11 protein-coding genes, 1 tRNA gene and 2 rRNA genes are annotated in these 16,749 nt (G+C 61.7%); 9 read left to right on the plus strand and 5 right to left on the minus strand.

Features of this window, described 5'->3' with window-relative positions; genetic code table 11:
- Positions 1 to 11: 11 nt before the first annotated feature.
- The 4 genes from ASF77_RS11110 to ASF77_RS11125 all read left to right on the plus strand — a co-directional run bounded on the left by ASF77_RS11110 (position 12) and on the right by ASF77_RS11125 (position 2,585).
- Positions 12 to 929, plus strand: a complete 918-nt coding sequence (locus tag ASF77_RS11110; RefSeq protein WP_056338978.1) for a protein phosphatase 2C domain-containing protein — start codon at positions 12 to 14, stop codon at positions 927 to 929.
- The gene (locus tag ASF77_RS11115; protein ID WP_056338979.1) at positions 926 to 1,450 is read left to right on the plus strand and encodes an OmpH family outer membrane protein; all 525 of its coding nucleotides are present in this window, start codon (positions 926 to 928) and stop codon (positions 1,448 to 1,450) included. Before ASF77_RS11110 ends, ASF77_RS11115 begins: the two co-directional genes overlap by 4 nt.
- 127 nt (positions 1,451 to 1,577) lie before the next feature.
- On the plus strand, positions 1,578 to 2,138 hold the full coding sequence (locus ASF77_RS11120; protein ID WP_056338981.1) for a DUF2239 family protein: 561 nt from the start codon (positions 1,578 to 1,580) through the stop codon (positions 2,136 to 2,138).
- 57 nt (positions 2,139 to 2,195) lie between these two features.
- A complete protein-coding gene (locus tag ASF77_RS11125; RefSeq protein ID WP_156648840.1) occupies positions 2,196 to 2,585 on the plus strand; it encodes a hypothetical protein in 390 nt (129 codons plus the stop codon).
- A gap of 3 nt (positions 2,586 to 2,588) precedes the next feature.
- Here ASF77_RS11125 and ASF77_RS11130 read toward each other — a convergent pair whose 3' ends face one another.
- Positions 2,589 to 3,239 (minus strand): hypothetical protein, encoded by a 651-nt coding sequence (locus tag ASF77_RS11130; RefSeq protein WP_056338985.1) that lies wholly within the window; start codon positions 3,237 to 3,239, stop codon positions 2,589 to 2,591.
- A gap of 87 nt (positions 3,240 to 3,326) precedes the next feature.
- Positions 3,327 to 6,140 carry a pitrilysin family protein gene (locus ASF77_RS11135; protein WP_056338987.1) on the minus strand — a complete coding sequence of 938 codons (2,814 nt, stop codon included), beginning with the start codon at positions 6,138 to 6,140 and terminating at the stop codon, positions 3,327 to 3,329.
- Between the two features lie 363 nt (positions 6,141 to 6,503).
- Between ASF77_RS11135 and ASF77_RS11140 the strand changes: the two genes are divergently transcribed.
- The 5 genes from ASF77_RS11140 (at position 6,504) to ASF77_RS11160 (ending at position 11,311) form a co-directional block, all read left to right on the plus strand.
- Entirely contained in the window at positions 6,504 to 8,021 is a 1,518-nt protein-coding gene (locus ASF77_RS11140) for a YifB family Mg chelatase-like AAA ATPase (protein ID WP_056338989.1), read from the plus strand.
- A 52-nt stretch (positions 8,022 to 8,073) separates the two neighbouring features.
- The gene (locus ASF77_RS11145) at positions 8,074 to 8,589 is read left to right on the plus strand and encodes a hypothetical protein (RefSeq protein ID WP_056338991.1); all 516 of its coding nucleotides are present in this window, start codon (positions 8,074 to 8,076) and stop codon (positions 8,587 to 8,589) included.
- On the plus strand, positions 8,589 to 9,332 hold the full coding sequence (locus ASF77_RS11150; protein ID WP_056338992.1) for an ABC transporter ATP-binding protein: 744 nt from the start codon (positions 8,589 to 8,591) through the stop codon (positions 9,330 to 9,332). The genes ASF77_RS11145 and ASF77_RS11150 overlap by 1 nt, the downstream gene beginning before the upstream one ends.
- 10 nt (positions 9,333 to 9,342) lie before the next feature.
- Positions 9,343 to 10,893 carry a hypothetical protein gene (locus tag ASF77_RS11155; protein WP_056338994.1) on the plus strand — a complete coding sequence of 517 codons (1,551 nt, stop codon included), beginning with the start codon at positions 9,343 to 9,345 and terminating at the stop codon, positions 10,891 to 10,893.
- 73 nt (positions 10,894 to 10,966) lie between these two features.
- Positions 10,967 to 11,311, plus strand: a complete 345-nt coding sequence (locus ASF77_RS11160) for a DUF1840 domain-containing protein (protein WP_056338996.1) — start codon at positions 10,967 to 10,969, stop codon at positions 11,309 to 11,311.
- Between the two features lie 510 nt (positions 11,312 to 11,821).
- Here the strand turns inward: ASF77_RS11160 and ASF77_RS11165 are convergent.
- From ASF77_RS11165 to ASF77_RS11175, 3 genes are all read right to left on the minus strand, one after another.
- Positions 11,822 to 14,704, minus strand: a 23S ribosomal RNA gene (locus ASF77_RS11165).
- Between the two features lie 314 nt (positions 14,705 to 15,018).
- Positions 15,019 to 15,095 (minus strand) — tRNA-Ile (locus ASF77_RS11170).
- A gap of 88 nt (positions 15,096 to 15,183) precedes the next feature.
- A 16S ribosomal RNA gene (locus ASF77_RS11175) occupies positions 15,184 to 16,677 on the minus strand.
- The 16S and 23S rRNA genes sit together here with 1 tRNA gene alongside, the layout of an rRNA operon.
- Positions 16,678 to 16,749: the final 72 nt, after the last annotated feature.

Genomic DNA, 16,749 nt, shown 5'->3' on the forward strand with positions numbered 1-16,749 from the left:
GAGTGACCCGCATGACCACCGAACAGATTTCCTGCGCCCCCGGCAATGCCATCAACGAAGACCTGATCGCCGTATTCGAACACGACGACGCGACCGACCTCGTGGTGCTCGACGGTGCGACCTCGGTCGCCGACGCGAACTATGTCGACCCGCGCCAGGGCGACGTCGCCTGGTTCGTGCAGGCCTTCGCCGCCGCGCTGGCGCCGGCGCTTGCCCTCAACGCCACACAGGGCTGCGCGGTGCGCCAGGCGATCGATGCGGTGCGCACCGCCTGGCAAGCGCAGGCCGGCGCTGCGGCGGTGCCCTTGTACGCCTACCCGCTGGCCGCCCTCACCTGGCTCCGCATCCGGCGCCTGCCCGATCACCTCGCGCTGTCGATGTACTGCCTGGGCGACTGCAAGGCTTTCGTCCATGGCCCTGACGGCGCCGTGCGCGACCTCGACCCTTACGTGAATCCGCACGAAGCGGTGCTGCGCGCAGCCATCGACGCTCTCGGCCTGGCGGACATCGACGATCCGGCCGCGCGCCGCGCGCGCCTGCTGCCGATGCTGCGCGCCCGGCGCGAAGCCCAGCACGGCGCGCCCGCGCCGGACGTACTGTGCCTGGCGCCCCGCGGCGAGTTCCAGGCGCGCACATATACGCTGCGCCTGCCGCCGGACGCCGCCGTGCTGGCGATGACCGACGGTTTTTATCGGCTGGTCGATCCCTACGGACTCTATACAATGGAAGGGTTGGCGCAGGCTTGCCGCAGCCGCGGCCTGGCCGCCCTGATGGACGAGCTGCGTAGCTACGAGGCGGCGCGCGCGTGCGGGGCGCTGGCGGTGAAAAGCGCGGACGATGCCTCGGCCCTGCTCTGGGTCGGCGATACGGATAAAGGAAGCACAATGAAGGCGTTTGAGCAGCAAGCCGGCGATGGGAGGTTCGATTGAAGCAGCACCTGAAACACGCGGCCGCGGCCTGCTTCGCGCTAGGCCTGGCAGTCTGCGGCCCGGCCGGCGCCCAGAACAATGCGGCTCCCCCTGGTGCGCGGATCGTCGTGGTCAATGTCGAGCGCCTGCTTGTGGATTCGAAGCGCGCACGCGCAGTGGCCGCCGCCATCGAGGCCGAATTCGCGCCGCGGCGCCAGCAAATCCAGGCCCAGCTGCGCCAGCTGCGCGAGATGTCGGACAAGCTGGCGCAGGACGCTCCCCATCTCGACGACCGCGAGCAGCTGGCGCGTTCGCGCGCGGTGGGCGAACTCGAACGCAGCGTGCGGCGCGCCCAGGAGCGCATCCGCGACGACTTCGACGAACGCACGGCCGCCGAACGCGCGGCGCTGGCCGAGCGCATCCACGACATCATCACCCGGCTGCCCGCCCAGCAGGGCGTCGACGTGGTGCTGACGCGCACGGTCTGGCACCGGCCGCAGCTCGACGTCACGGATAAAGCCGCCGCCATGCTGGATCGCTAGTCCCGTCGGCGTGGCGCCGAACCGACACCCGGCATATTTTTATCCGGGTATTATTGCACTCGCATTTTTATCCGGGTAATATCTCCGCATGCGCGCCAGTCCGGCTGCGCCCTTTCAGGAGTATTCCATGCTGCCGAGTCATTGCATCGCCTTTGCCGGAACCGAGTTGCTGGCCCAGGGCGAACTGATCGAGGTCGTGCGCGCCGTTAAGGCGGCCATCGACCGCGGCACCGAGCGCTCGATCGCGCTGCTCGATGCCGCCACCAGCCGCCCCGTCGAGATCAATTTTACGGGTACCGAAGAGGAAGTTTTTCAGCGCATTCCGCGCGCGCCGCTACGCAGCGCCGGCCGCCCGAAGCTGGGCGTGGTGCCGCGCGAAGTGACGCTGTTGCCGCGCCACTGGGACTGGCTGGCGAAGCAGCCGGGCGGCGCCTCGGTCGCCTTGCGCAAGCTGGTCGAACACGCTTCGCGCGATGCCCGCGATGCCGACACCATGCGCGAAGCGCGCGATGCCGCCTACCGCTTCATGCACGAGCTGATGGGCGATGCGCCGGGTTTCGAGGAGGCCTCGCGCGCGCTGTTCGCGGGCGATGGCGAGCGCTTTCAAAGCCTGGTGGCCGAGTGGCCGGGCGACGTGCGCACCCACCTGCTAGCGCTGGCGGAACCGGCCCTCGGCACCCAGGCATGACGTTGCGTTCTTGATAATTTCGTGGGAAGATGGCCGCCTCATTCAGGAGGCCATTCCATGTCGCCGTCACCCCTTGCCATCCCGCCCTTGCTGCTCGTGACCACCCTGGCCGTCCGCCTGGCGGCGCGGGTGCTGAGCCGCACGACCGTCGAGTGGAATCACTGCTTCGGCTTCGGCATCCTGCTCGTGCTGGCGACCTGGGCGCTGACCGCATGGGCGCCCCTGTTCCTGCCTTCTTTGCCCTTCCCGCTGGCCCTGGCCAGCATCACGCTGCCCTTTGTCGCCCTCGGCGCCTGGTACTTCAGCACGCGCGCGCTGACGGACGAGGGCAAGCAGGGTGGCTGGCTGAACGGCCTGAACATCACCGCCGGCACGGTGCTGTGTTCCGTGCTGGTCGTGATTCCGCTGCTGAAGCTGGCCGAGCGCCTGCTGCAGAGCGCGGCGTAAGCGTCAGGCCGCGGCGGGCGCCGGGCGGCGCACGCGCCGGAAGAACCACAGGATCGCCAGCGCGCCCAGTACCGACGGCAGCAGCTGCGACCAGGGTTGGCCGATCCGGATCAGGTTGCCGCTGGCCGCCGACAGCATCCCGAACAGCGCCGACACCAGCTTATAGATATGTTCGTAGCGCCACAGCGCTGCATGCCAGCGCCGTGGAAAGCACCAGCGCGCGGTGTCGTAGGCGAGCAGGACGAACAGCCCGCCCAGCGAGGCGTAGATGACGCTCACACCCGAGCTTCCCATCCCCTCGTTGAACAGTACCGGGATCAGGTACAGCGCCCATGCCGCGGCAGCGGCGGTCAACAGGGCGTCGACCCGGTTCGGCCCGGCCGCTTTCGTATGGATCACATGCCAGCCGCTGGCCAGCTGATAGCTCACCAGCACGGTCAGCACCGCGAACAGCGGCATGAAGCGGAAGAACAGGTTGCCGATGGCGCCGGTGGCGCAGACCACGAAGGTCAGCGCCACGAACAGGCGGCCGCGGCGCCGATGCTGCGGCGTTTCCTTGTTTGACGCCAGCACGAACAGGCTGAGCGCCATTGCGGCGATGCCTGCGCCCACATGCACTGCGATGTTGAGGAGGTGCGGCATCCAGACCGTCATGACGTGCTTCCTTGTCTCTGGTGGAAAACGCGTTACATGAAAAAACGCCCGGATGACCGGGCGTTTTCTAAGACTACTTTGCAGCGCTTACTTCACGCCGCTCGCGCCCTTGGCCGCCTTGGCGAAGTCACCCGCCGTGACGAAGGAGATGTCGCTCGGCTTGATGTACGCGCGCATCGCTTCGTTCACCTGGGCGACGGTCAGCTTGCGCACCTGGTCTTCGACCGCGGCGTCGAAGGCCATCGTGCGATCCAGCGTCAGGTACTCGGACAGGGCGCCAGCCAGCGCTTCGTCCGAGGTACGCGAGACTTCTTCGCCCTGCAGCCAGCCCTTCTTCGCTTCCGCCAGTTCGGCGTCGGTGAAGCCCTCCTTCACCGCGCGTTCGAGTTCCTCGCGCAGCACGGTTTCCACCTTCGCCGTGTTCTGCGGCGCGCTCATCGCATAGGCCATCCAGTAGCCGGCGGCGTCGCGGGTCGGCACGTTCAGCTGGGCGCCGACGCCGTAGGACAGGCCTTCCTTCTGGCGGATGCGGTCGGCCAGGCGCGAACGCAGGGCGCCGCCGCCCAGCATCCAGTTCGCCATCACCAGCGCCGGATAGGCTTTGGCATCGTCCTTCAGCGGCACCGGGTGCACGGCGAGCAGCAGGCTGCTTGCCTTGTCCGGGGTTTCCAGCGCCAGCTTCTGGCCTGCGACCGGCTTCACGGCGGCAGGCACACGCACGTACTTCTGCTGCGCTTTCCAGTCGCCGTACAGGCGCTCGACCTGCGCCTTGAGCGCGGCCGGATCGAAGTCGCCGACCGCGGCGAAGGTGGCGTTGTCGGCGCCGTAGAAGGCGCTGTGGAAGGCCTTGACCTCTTCCACCGAGGCCGCCTTTTGCGCGGCCAGGCGCTGCTGCAGCGTCATCGCATGCTTGACGTGGCCTTCCGGTGTGGTGTCGAGCAGGCGCGAGAGCGCGACGCTCGCTTGCGGATTCGGTTCCGGAATCGACTGCTCGGTCGCGTTGATGTTCGCGCGCTGGAACTCGCCGAACTCGGTCGGGGCGAAGGCCGGCTTGCGCAGCACTTCGGCCAGCAGATCCATCGCGGCGGGCAGGTTCTCGCGGGTCGTGGTGACCGAGGCGGTCACGCCTTCGGCGCCGCCGCTGATGCGCGGCTGGGCCTTGAGCTTGTCGAACATGTCCTTCACCTGCTGGCGCGACTTGTCCTGGGTGCCGTAGCTGAGCAGGCCCGCCGTGAAGGCGCCGGTCGTCGCCTTGTTGCGCAGGGCTTCCTCGGTACCGAAACGCAGGCGGATGGTCGCGGTGACCAGGTTGCCCTTGGTTTTCTTCGGCAGCAGCGCGCCCTGCAGGCCGTTGGCCAGCTTGAAGCGCTGGGTGCGCGCTTCGATGTTCGCCGGGCTCGGGTCGAAGACCTCGCCCTGCGCCACGACGGCGCGGCCCTTGTAGTCGTTGACGACGGCGGCGACGTCGATCTTGCCCGGCACGTCGGTGCGGTCGGCGGCGTCGGTCGGCACGAACACGCCCAGGGTGCGGTTCGAGGCCTTGAGGTATTTCTCGGCGGCGGCCTGCACGGCCTTGACGTCGACCTTTTCGACCTGGTCGCGGTTCACGAAGAACAGGCGCCAGTCGCCGGCGGCCATCGCTTCGGTCAGGCCGATCGTCAGGCTGGCGCTGTCGGTCATGGCCAGTTCGATGTTCTTCGAAATCGCCTGGCGTGCGCGCGCCACTTCGGCTTCGGTCACAGGATTGGACTTCAGGTCTTCCAGCACCTTCAGCAGCGTCTCCTGCGCCGGCGCCAGCGGCAGATCCTTCGGCACCACGGCGCCGAAGATGCGGTAGCCAGGTTCGAGGTTACTGACCGACATGCCGTTGACTGCAGTGGCCAGCTTGGTTTCCACCAGCGCCTTGTGCAGGCGGCCGGACGGTGCGTCGGTCAGCACGCGGGCGAGCACCTGGAGCGCGGCGGCGTCCGGGTGGCCGCTCGGCGCGATGTGGTAGCCGGCGCCGACGTACTGGGTGCCGCCCGAACGGCGCACGACCACGGAGCGTTCGCCGTCCTGCACAGGCTCGAGGGTATAGGTCGGCTGGATCACGCGCGACGGTTTCGGAATCTTGCCGAACAGCGTGTTCACCTGGGCCAGTACCTTGGCTTCGTCGAAGCGGCCGGCGACGATCAGCACGGCGTTGTCAGGCTGGTAGTACTGCTTGTAGAAAGCGCGCAGGCGCGGGATGTTCACCTGCTCGATGTCGGAACGCGCGCCGATGGTCGACTTGCCGTAGTTGTGCCAGTCGTAGGCGACGGCCTGCAGGCGCTGCAGCGTGACGCGCACCGGATTGCTTTCGCCGATCTCGAACTCGTTGCGCACGACCGTCATCTCGCCCTTGTTGGTCTTGGTATTCCACAGGTCGTCCTGCGAAATCGGGGCATTGATCATGCGGTCGGCTTCCAGCGCCAGCATGGTGTTCAGGTTCGCTTCATTCGCCGGGAAAGTCGCGTAGTAATTGGTGCGGTCGTACCAGGTGGTGCCGTTGAAATCGGCGCCCAGGCCATTCAGGATTTCGACCGGGCTCTTGGTGCCCTTCTTGACGCCGAAATTGGCGGTCGGCTTGAACAGCAGGTGTTCCAGCAAGTGCGCCATGCCGGTTTCGCCATAATTCTCGTGGCGCGAACCGACCATGTAAATCATGTTGGTCGTCAGCGTCGGCTTGGACGCATCCGGGAACAGCAGCACGCGCAGGCCATTGGCCAGGCGGTATTCCGTGATGCCTTCGACCGAGGTCACTTTGGCCGGGTCGTTTTGGATGGCGGCCTTGGCCTGGGCCGGCGCCGGAGCGCCCGCTCTCGCAGCGAAAACCGGCGACAGGATGCCGGCACTTACCATCAGCGCAACTAGAACTTTCACGTTTTTATATCCCTAATATATGTATAAAGAAACGGCTTACGCCAATCCGTATGGGTGTTCGTCCCCATTGGTTTGACAACAATGACGCCCGGTTTTCCGGAAGTCAATATCAAATTGGCGGCGATTCGCAGGTAGCGATAAAAAATGCTTTTGGCATTTGCAATAAGACGACATAAAAGAAAATGCGCGCGGAGTTTTATAGGCGATTACTCACCAAAAATCACGGATATCTCTATTGGATAAGAAACGTATTTATGGCGTTTGGATTGCATTCGGCGAGGCCCGCGCACGATTGGCAGCGCTCAACAACCGGTCGCGACGACGGCGCACCATCTGGCAAGTCCAACTTTCATCCAAGGTTCCATGAGTCTCGCCGTCCTACGTAGCCGCGCCCTCGCCGGCATGGAAGCGCCCGCCGTCAGCGTCGAAGTCCATCTCGCCAACGGTTTGCCGGGTCTGACGATCGTCGGCCTGCCCGACGCCGAGGTGCGCGAGGCAAAAGATCGGGTGCGCGCCGCCTTGCAGAATGTCGGCTTCGAGATGCCGTCGCGGCGCATCACCGTCAACCTGGCGCCCGCCGACCTGCCGAAGGAATCGGGCCGCTTCGATCTGCCGATCGCGCTCGGTATCCTGGCGGCCTCCGGCCAGATCCCCTCCAAGGAACTCGACCGCTACGAGTTCGCGGGCGAGCTGTCGCTATCCGGACAACTGCGTCCGGTTCGCGGTGCGCTCGCCATGACCTTCGCCATCGGGCGCGCCAGTGCCGACAAGCGCCGCGCCTTCATCCTGCCGAGAGCCAATGCCGACGAGGCCGCGCTGGTGCTCGATGCGGCCATTTATCCTGCCGATACCTTGCTGCAGGTATGCGCCCACTTCGCCGCAACGGACGGCAGCGCGCGGCTGGAACGCTACCGCAACGAGCGGACGGGGCAGCCGGTGTGCTATCCGGACTTCAGCGACGTGAAGGGCCAGCAGCATGCCAAGCGCGCGCTCGAGATCGCCGCGGCGGGCAACCATTCGCTGCTGCTGATGGGGCCGCCCGGCGCCGGCAAAAGCATGCTGGCCTCGCGTTTTCCCGGCCTGCTGCCGCCGATGACGGACGAAGAGGCGCTGGAGGCAGCCGCCGTGCAATCGCTGAACGGCAGTTTTTCGGCCGAGCGCTGGCGCGTGCGGCCGTTCCGCAGTCCACACCATACGAGCTCGGGCGTGGCCCTGGTGGGCGGCGGCGGCGTGCCGCGTCCGGGCGAAGTCTCGCTGGCGCATTGCGGCGTGCTCTTCCTCGACGAGCTGCCGGAATTCGACCGCAAGGTGCTCGAGGTGCTGCGCCAGCCCCTCGAGTCGGGCCGCATCACGATTTCGCGCGCGGCGCAGCAGGCCGACTTTCCCGCGCGCTTCCAGCTGATCGCCGCGATGAATCCCTGCCCGTGCGGCTGGCAGGGCCACCCTTCAGGCAAATGCCATTGCACGAACGAGACGGCGCTGCGCTACCGCGATCGGATCTCGGGCCCCCTGCTCGACCGCATCGACATGCAGATCGAAGTCAAGGCGATGACGCCGGACGCGATGGCCGAGCGCGCCGATGGCGAAAGCACGGCCGGCATCGCCGAACGCGTCGCCCGTGCGCATGCCGTCCAGCTGAAGCGCCAGGGCAAGCCGAACCAGCGCCTGAGCACCCACGAAATCGAATGCCATTGTGCGCTCGATCCGCTGGGCGAGCGTACGCTGCGTTCGGCGATGATCTTAATGCACTGGTCGGGACGTGCCTATCATCGGGTATTGAAGGTAGCGCGTACGATCGCCGACCTGGCAGGGTCGCCGACGATCGGGGGACAGCACATGGCCGAAGCCGTCCAGTACCGGCGCGGCCTGCAGGAGCGCTGAAGCGCCCGCGGCCGCGCTGGCGCGGGGCTCGGCGCCCTGCTACCATCGGAGCATGCAAACACGACCATTCCTCGCCTTGACGCTGGCCGCGGCGCTGTTCCTGGCCGGCTGCAATCCCACCTATAACTGGCGCGACTACAGCAGCCCGGATGCGCCCTACCGCATCATGTTCCCGGCCAAGCCCGCCACGCATACGCGCAGCGTCGACCTGAACGGGATGCAGGTGCAGATGACGATGACGGCCGCCGAAGTCGAAGGCGTGATGTTTGCCGTCGGCACCGGCGTGGCGCCGGACGCGGCAGGGGCGCGGGCCGCGGTGGACGCGATGAAGACCGCGCTGGTGCGCAACATCGGCGCCGAGGTCGAGCGGGAGAGCACGGCCGCAGCGGGCGCGAACGCCGCCGTCGATATCGACGCGCTCGGCACTGCCAGGGGCCAGCCGATGAAGCTGCGCGGCCATTTCGAGGCGCGCGGCACACGCTTTTATCAGGTCATCGTAATGGGCAAGGCGAACGAGGTAAAGGCCGAGCATAGCGACCAGTTCATTTCTTCGTTTTCCCTGCTGTGATGACGAATTTTTCCATTCCCTCGCCGGCCCTCGCCCTGAGCGGACTCGGCAAAAGTTTCGGCCGTCCGGCCGTCGATAACCTGAACCTGAACGTTGCGCGCGGCGAGTTCTATGCCCTGCTGGGCCCGAATGGCGCCGGCAAGACGACGACCCTGCGCATGGTCGCCGGCCTGCTCGCGCCTGATGCAGGACGCATCGAGGTGCTCGGCATCGATCTGGCCCTCGACCCTGCGGGCGCCAAACGCAAGATGGCGTACTTGCCGGACGACCCGATGCTGTATGGGAAGCTGAAACCCACCGAATACCTGGAATTCGTCGCTGGCCTGTGGGGCATCGACGCCCGCACCTCCGAGCCGCGCGCGCGCGAGTTGCTGGCCTGGCTGGACTTGGAAAAACACGCCCACGAATTGACCGAAGGTTTTTCGCGCGGCATGAAGCAGAAGCTGGCGCTGGCCGGCGCCCTGATCCACGCGCCGGAACTGCTGATCCTCGACGAGCCGCTGACCGGGCTCGACGCCGGCGCCGCGCGCCAGGTCAAGGATTTGCTGCTGTCGCATGTCGCCAAGGGCGGTACGGTGATCCTGACGACCCATATCCTGGAAGTGGCCGAACGGCTCGCGCAGCGCATCGGCATCATCCAGCATGGACGCCTGATCGCAGAGGGGACGCTGGACGAATTGCGTGTCGCTACGCCCGGCGCCACGCTGGAAGACATGTTCCTGCGCCTGACGGAAGCGACGTGAAGGAAAACATGTGAAGCCGCGCCCCGGCAGCTCGCTCTGGCTGCTCCGCCATGAAGTGCGGATGTTCTGGTACACCAGCTTCGGCGCGAAGGAAGGGACGCGGCGTGGCGCGAACTGGCGTCTGGTGGGCGGCGCCCTGCTCGTCTGGGGTGCGTTGCACGCCGGCGTGTTCGCGCTCTTGAACGCCATGCCCGAGGCGGCCGGCATTCCCATGCAAGCCTTGGTCATCCCGGCCACCGGGATCCTGCTGGCGACCTTCCTGTTCATGCTCTCGAGTGGTCTCAAGGCGAGCGTCGAGACGCTATTCGACCGCGGTGACATGGACTTGCTCATGTCCTCGCCTTTATCCTCGCGCAGCATCATGACGGTCAAGCTGGCCGGCATGGTCTTCGGCGTCGCCGCCTTGTACCTGTTCTTCCTGGCGCCCTTCGCCCATATCGGCCTGCTGCTGGGGCAGCTCGGCTGGCTGTCCGTCTATCCGGTGGTATGCGCGATGGCGGCCCTGGCCGCGTCGCTGGCGATGCTGTCGACTCTCGGTATGGTGCGGGTGCTCGGTGCGCGCCGTACGCGCGTGGTGGCGCAGGTAGTCGGTGCGCTGGCGGGCGCGCTGCTGTTCCTGCTATCGCAAGTGGGTAACTTCATGTCGCAGGAGGATGGGCAGGCCACGTCGGCGATGGCGCATGTCATGGCGGCGGCGCAGGCCCTCGATCCCGGCAGCCCGCTGCTGCTGCCGGCACGCGCGATGCTGGGCGACCCCGGCGCGATCGCCATCATCGTGGGGCTGGGCCTGCTCGCGGTGCTGCTGACCATCCGCACGACCGACGGTTTCTTTGTTCGTGGCTTGCAGCAGGCCGCAGGCAGCGCGCGCGCACGCGGCAATGCGGCACCGGTGCGCTACCGCTTCCACCGCAGTCTCGCCACCATCGTGATCGTCAAGGAGTGGCGCCTGGTCTGGCGCGATCCGCATCTGATCTCCCAGGTCATGCTGCAGCTGCTTTACCTGTTGCCGCTGTGCCTGATCATGTTTCGCAAGAACGAGGTGCAGACCTGGGCCGTTGCCACGGGCCTGACGATGCTGGCTGGCTCGCTCAGCGCCTCGCTCGCCTGGATCATCGTGCATGGGGAAGACGCGCCCGACCTGCTGCTGACGGCGCCGGTCAATGCGGCGAAGGTGCGTCTGGCAAAGCTGGCGGCGGCTTTCCTGCCCGTGTTCGGGCTCGTGCTCGCTCCGCTGGTGTGGCTGACGCTACGGGCGCCGCTGGGCGGTGTGCTGGCGGCGGCAACGGTCAGCGGGGCCGTGCTCAGCGCTGCGCTGGTCAATATGTGGACGGGACGGCCGACGCCGCGTGGAGAATTCAAGAACCGCGGCAAGCGCGCGGTCGTCACCCAGCTGTTCGAAGTGTGCACCTTGCTGGCCTGGGGCGGCTTGTCCCTGCTGCTGCCGCGGCTCTTTGCCCCTGCGCCAATGAGCACGGCATTGGCCGGCGCCCTCGGTGCGGCTGCGGCGATCGCCCTGGGCGCAGCGCCGCTGGCCTGGCTGCTGCGCCGGCGTGTCCGCTAGGATGCGTGCGGGATGACCGCACCCGGCACTCGTGTTATCGTTTAGTTACGACGAAAACATACGGGATCGCATCATGTTAATTACATTCAAAAGCAAGGCATATCCCGACGTGATGATGTACCAGGATCACGCGAAGCGGATTCTCGACCTGCTCAACAAGGAGCCGGAGATCGGCGTCATTACGTCGGCCGAAGCCGAGAAAGCGGTTACGCTGCTCGAGCACGAGATCGAGGAAAGCCGCAAGCATCCGCCGACCGAACTGGTCGAGCAGGACATCAAGGCGCACCGGGGCGAGGACGACGACGATCCGGATCACGAGCAGGTGCAGATGGTCAGCTTCTCGACCCGCGCTTATCCGATGCTGGAAATGCTGCGTGCCGCGCGCGACAACAAGTGCGACATCCTCTGGGGCGTTTAAACAGGATTTCATTTGTTGAGATTCGCCGCCTGATCGCCGCACTGCCGTCGTCATGGCGACGGCAGAGATGACAAAAGCCCGTCAGTCATGCTGGCGGGCTTTTTTGTAGCCACTGCAAGGGCTTTACTTGATTGGCGCGCGTAGAAAGCAAAAAACCCCACTCGGGTCACCGAGCGGGGTTTTTCYCTTATAACTAGCCTGACGATAACCTACTTTCACACTGGTTGCAGCACTATCATCGGCGCAAAGTCGTTTCACGGTCCTGTTCGGGATGGGAAGGGGTGCTACTTTCACACTGGTTGCAGCACTATCATCGGCGCAAAGTCGTTTCACGGTCCTGTTCGGGATGGGAAGGGGTGGGACCGACTTGCTATGGTCATCAGGCATGACTTGTACGAGCGGCGTTCCCTATTGGGCAACGTGCTCAGAATCTGGAGGAAGTAAAGTTGGGGTAGTGCTYGAGTCAACAAACAGCACTGYAWTCKYATTTTTATAACCTGCTAAGGTTATAGGGACAAGCCGTACGGGCAATTAGTACTGGTTAGCTTAATGCATTACTGCACTTCCACACCCAGCCTATCAACGTCCTGGTCTCGAACGACCCTTCAAGGAGCTCAAGGCTCCGGGAAATCTCATCTCAAGGCAAGTTTCCCGCTTAGATGCTTTCAGCGGTTATCTCTTCCGAACTTAGCTACCCGGCAATGCCACTGGCGTGACAACCGGTACACCAGAGGTTCGTCCACTCCGGTCCTCTCGTACTAGGAGCAGCCCCCTTCAAATTTCCAACGCCCACGGCAGATAGGGACCAAACTGTCTCACGACGTTTTAAACCCAGCTCACGTACCACTTTAAATGGCGAACAGCCATACCCTTGGGACCGGCTACAGCCCCAGGATGTGATGAGCCGACATCGAGGTGCCAAACTCCCCCGTCGATATGAACTCTTGGGAGGAATCAGCCTGTTATCCCCAGAGTACCTTTTATCCGTTGAGCGATGGCCCTTCCATACAGAACCACCGGATCACTATGTCCTACTTTCGTACCTGCTCGACTTGTCGGTCTCGCAGTTAAGCACGCTTATGCCATTGCACTATTAGCACGATGTCCGACCGTACCTAGCGTACCTTCGAACTCCTCCGTTACACTTTAGGAGGAGACCGCCCCAGTCAAACTGCCTACCATGCACTGTCCCCGATCCGGATAACGGACCAAGGTTAGAACCTCAAACAAACCAGGGTGGTATTTCAAGGATGGCTCCACGAGAACTGGCGTCCCCGCTTCAAAGCCTCCCACCTATCCTACACAGATTGGTTCAAAGTCCAATGCAAAGCTACAGTAAAGGTTCATGGGGTCTTTCCGTCTAGCCGCGGGTAGATTGCATCATCACAAACATTTCAACTTCGCTGAGTCTCGGGAGGAGACAGTGTGGCCATCGTTACGCCATTCGTGCAGGTCGGAACTTACCCGACAAGGAATTTCGCTACCTTAGGACCGTTATAGTTACGGCCGCCGTTTACTGGGACTTCAATCAAGAGCTTGCACCCCATCATTTAATCTTCCAGCACCGGGCAGGCGTCACACCCTATACGTCCACTTTCGTGTTTGCAGAGTGCTGTGTTTTTATTAAACAGTCGCAGCCACCAGTTTATTGCAACCTTTTCGTCCTTCCAGAGTAAAACTGGTCAAACTACCGAGGCGTACCTTTTCCCGAAGTTACGGTACCAATTTGCCGAGTTCCTTCTCCCGAGTTCTCTCAAGCGCCTTAGAATACTCATCTCGCCCACCTGTGTCGGTTTGCGGTACGGTCTCGTATGACTGAAGCTTAGAGGCTTTTCTTGGAACCACTTCCGATTGCTTCGCAGCAYAARGCCGCTCGTCCCACTCCCTTGAATTACGCACCCGGATTTGCCTAAGTGCCTTCTATGAAGCAGAAACTGACTATTCCAACAGTCAGACAACCTTCCGCGATCCGTCCCCCCATCGCATCATACGACGGTGCAGGAATATTAACCTGCTTCCCATCAGCTACGCATCTCTGCCTCGCCTTAGGGGCCGACTCACCCTGCTCCGATGAACGTTGAACAGGAAACCTTGGGCTTACGGCGTGCGGGCTTTTCACCCGCATTATCGCTACTCATGTCAGCATTCGCACTTCTGATACCTCCAGCATCCTTCACAAGACACCTTCGCAGGCTTACAGAACGCTCTCCTACCATATGCACTAGGTGCATATCCGCAGCTTCGGTGACTGGCTTAGCCCCGTTACATCTTCCGCGCAGGACGACTCGATCAGTGAGCTATTACGCTTTCTTTAAATGGTGGCTGCTTCTAAGCCAACATCCTGACTGTTTTAGCCTTCCCACTTCGTTTTCCACTTAGCCAATCTTTGGGACCTTAGCTGGCGGTCTGGGTTGTTTCCCTCTTGACGCCGGACGTTAGCACCCGACGTCTGTCTCCCAAGCTCGCACTCATCGGTATTCGGAGTTTGCAATGGTTTGGTAAGTCGCAATGACCCCCTAGCCATAACAGTGCTCTACCCCCGATGGTGATACTTGAGGCACTACCTAAATAGTTTTCGGAGAGAACCAGCTATTTCCAAGTTTGTTTAGCCTTTCACCCCTACCCACAGCTCATCCCCTAATTTTTCAACATTAGTGGGTTCGGACCTCCAGGGCGTGTTACCGCACCTTCATCCTGGCCATGGGTAGATCACTTGGTTTCGGGTCTACACCCAGCGACTGTCGCCCTGTTCGGACTCGATTTCTCTACGGCTCCCCTATTCGGTTAACCTCGCCACTGAATGTAAGTCGCTGACCCATTATACAAAAGGTACGCCGTCACGGAACAAGTCCGCTCCGACTGTTTGTATGCACACGGTTTCAGGATCTATTTCACTCCCCTCCCGGGGTTCTTTTCGCCTTTCCCTCACGGTACTGGTTCACTATCGGTCGATTACGAGTATTTAGCCTTGGAGGATGGTCCCCCCATGTTCAGACAGGATTTCTCGTGTCCCGCCCTACTTGTCGTACGCTTAGTACCACCGGTCTGATTTCGTGTACGGGGCTATCACCCGCTATGGCTGCCATTTCCAGAGCATTCCACTATCAGTCCGACTATCACGTACAGGCTCTTCCCATTTCGCTCGCCACTACTTTGGGAATCTCGGTTGATTTCTTTTCCTGCAGCTACTTAGATGTTTCAGTTCGCCGCGTTCGCTTTGCATGCCTATGTATTCAGCATGCAATGACCTAAAAGGCCGGGTTTCCCCATTCGGAAATCTGCGGATCAAAGTGTGTTTGCTCACTCCCCGCAGCGCAGCTTATCGCAAGCTACTACGTCCTTCATCGCCTGTAATCGCCAAGGCATCCACCATGTGCACTTATTCGCTTGTCCCTATAACGTTAGCTCCTGRCGACTAAYCAGGAAGCGTTTATAAGAATAAGAGTACAGCTTGTTGCATGTTTGTTGATTCTTACTACTACCCTAAGTGTGCAGTTTCGTCATTGCTGACTAGCTACACGCTTAAAAAAACTTTACTTCTTCCAGATTGTTAAAGAACAGAACAACAGYRATCTCTAAAAGACCAAACCTAAGCAGCTCGTCAATTGACTTGCTTACGTTTGCACTTTCAGCTTTCGGTACCAATGAATGGTGGAGGATGACGGGATCGAACCGACGACCCCCTGCTTGCAAAGCAGGTGCTCTCCTGGTAGGGCTGGTTGGACTCGAACCAACGACCCCCGCGTTATCAACACGGTGCTCTAACCAGCTGAGCTACAGCCCCGAAACTGTGTTCTTCTTGTTCAACAGTCGATAAGTGCGGACGCTTGATGATGAGTTCAGTTTTAAGGCTGACTCCAGTGCTACTCTAGAAAGGAGGTGATCCAGCCGCACCTTCCGATACGGCTACCTTGTTACGACTTCACCCCAGTCACGAATCCTACCGTGGTAAGCGCCCCCCTTRCGGTTAAGCTACCTACTTCTGGTAAAACCCGCTCCCATGGTGTGACGGGCGGTGTGTACAAGACCCGGGAACGTATTCACCGCGGCATGCTGATCCGCGATTACTAGCGATTCCAACTTCACGTAGTCGAGTTGCAGACTACGATCCGGACTACGATACACTTTCTGGGATTAGCTCCCCCTCGCGGGTTGGCGGCCCTCTGTATGTACCATTGTATGACGTGTGAAGCCCTACCCATAAGGGCCATGAGGACTTGACGTCATCCCCACCTTCCTCCGGTTTGTCACCGGCAGTCTCATTAGAGTGCTCTTGCGTAGCAACTAATGACAAGGGTTGCGCTCGTTGCGGGACTTAACCCAACATCTCACGACACGAGCTGACGACAGCCATGCAGCACCTGTGTTCAGGTTCCCTTTCGGGCACAGCCAAATCTCTTCGGCCTTCCTGACATGTCAAGGGTAGGTAAGGTTTTTCGCGTTGCATCGAATTAATCCACATCATCCACCGCTTGTGCGGGTCCCCGTCAATTCCTTTGAGTTTTAATCTTGCGACCGTACTCCCCAGGCGGTCTACTTCACGCGTTAGCTGCGTTACCAAGTTAATTAAAACCCGACAACTAGTAGACATCGTTTAGGGCGTGGACTACCAGGGTATCTAATCCTGTTTGCTCCCCACGCTTTCGTGCATGAGCGTCAATCTTGACCCAGGGGGCTGCCTTCGCCATCGGTGTTCCTCCACATCTCTACGCATTTCACTGCTACACGTGGAATTCTACCCCCCTCTGCCAGATTCAAGCCTTGCAGTCTCCATCGCAATTCCCAGGTTGAGCCCGGGGCTTTCACGACAGACTTACAAAACCGCCTGCGCACGCTTTACGCCCAGTAATTCCGATTAACGCTTGCACCCTACGTATTACCGCGGCTGCTGGCACGTAGTTAGCCGGTGCTTATTACCGTTTCTTCCCTGACAAAAGAGCTTTACAACCCGAAGGCCTTCTTCACTCACGCGGCATTGCTGGATCAGGCTTGCGCCCATTGTCCAAAATTCCCCACTGCTGCCTCCCGTAGGAGTCTGGACCGTGTCTCAGTTCCAGTGTGGCTGGTCGTCCTCTCAGACCAGCTACTGATCGTCGCCTTGGTGAGCCTTTACCYCACCAACTAGCTAATCAGATATCGGCCGCTCCAGGAGCAYGAGGTCTTGCGATCCCCCRCTTTCATCCTTAGATCGTATGCGGTATTAGCGTAACTTTCGCTACGTTATCCCCCACTCTTGGGTACGTTCCGATATATTACTCACCCGTTCGCCACTCGCCACCAGGCCGAAGCCCGTGCTGCCGTTCGACTTGCATGTGTAAAGCATGCCGCCAGCGTTCAATCTGAGCCAGGATCAAACTCTTCAGTTCAATCTCTGTTTGTTGGCATTGCTGCCATCCTGATTTCTCAGGAGTCGCTCACTCAAAATACTGACCGTCATC

The organism is Massilia sp. Leaf139 (assembly GCF_001424165.1).
In the GTDB taxonomy this organism is placed as follows: domain Bacteria; phylum Pseudomonadota; class Gammaproteobacteria; order Burkholderiales; family Burkholderiaceae_D; genus Telluria.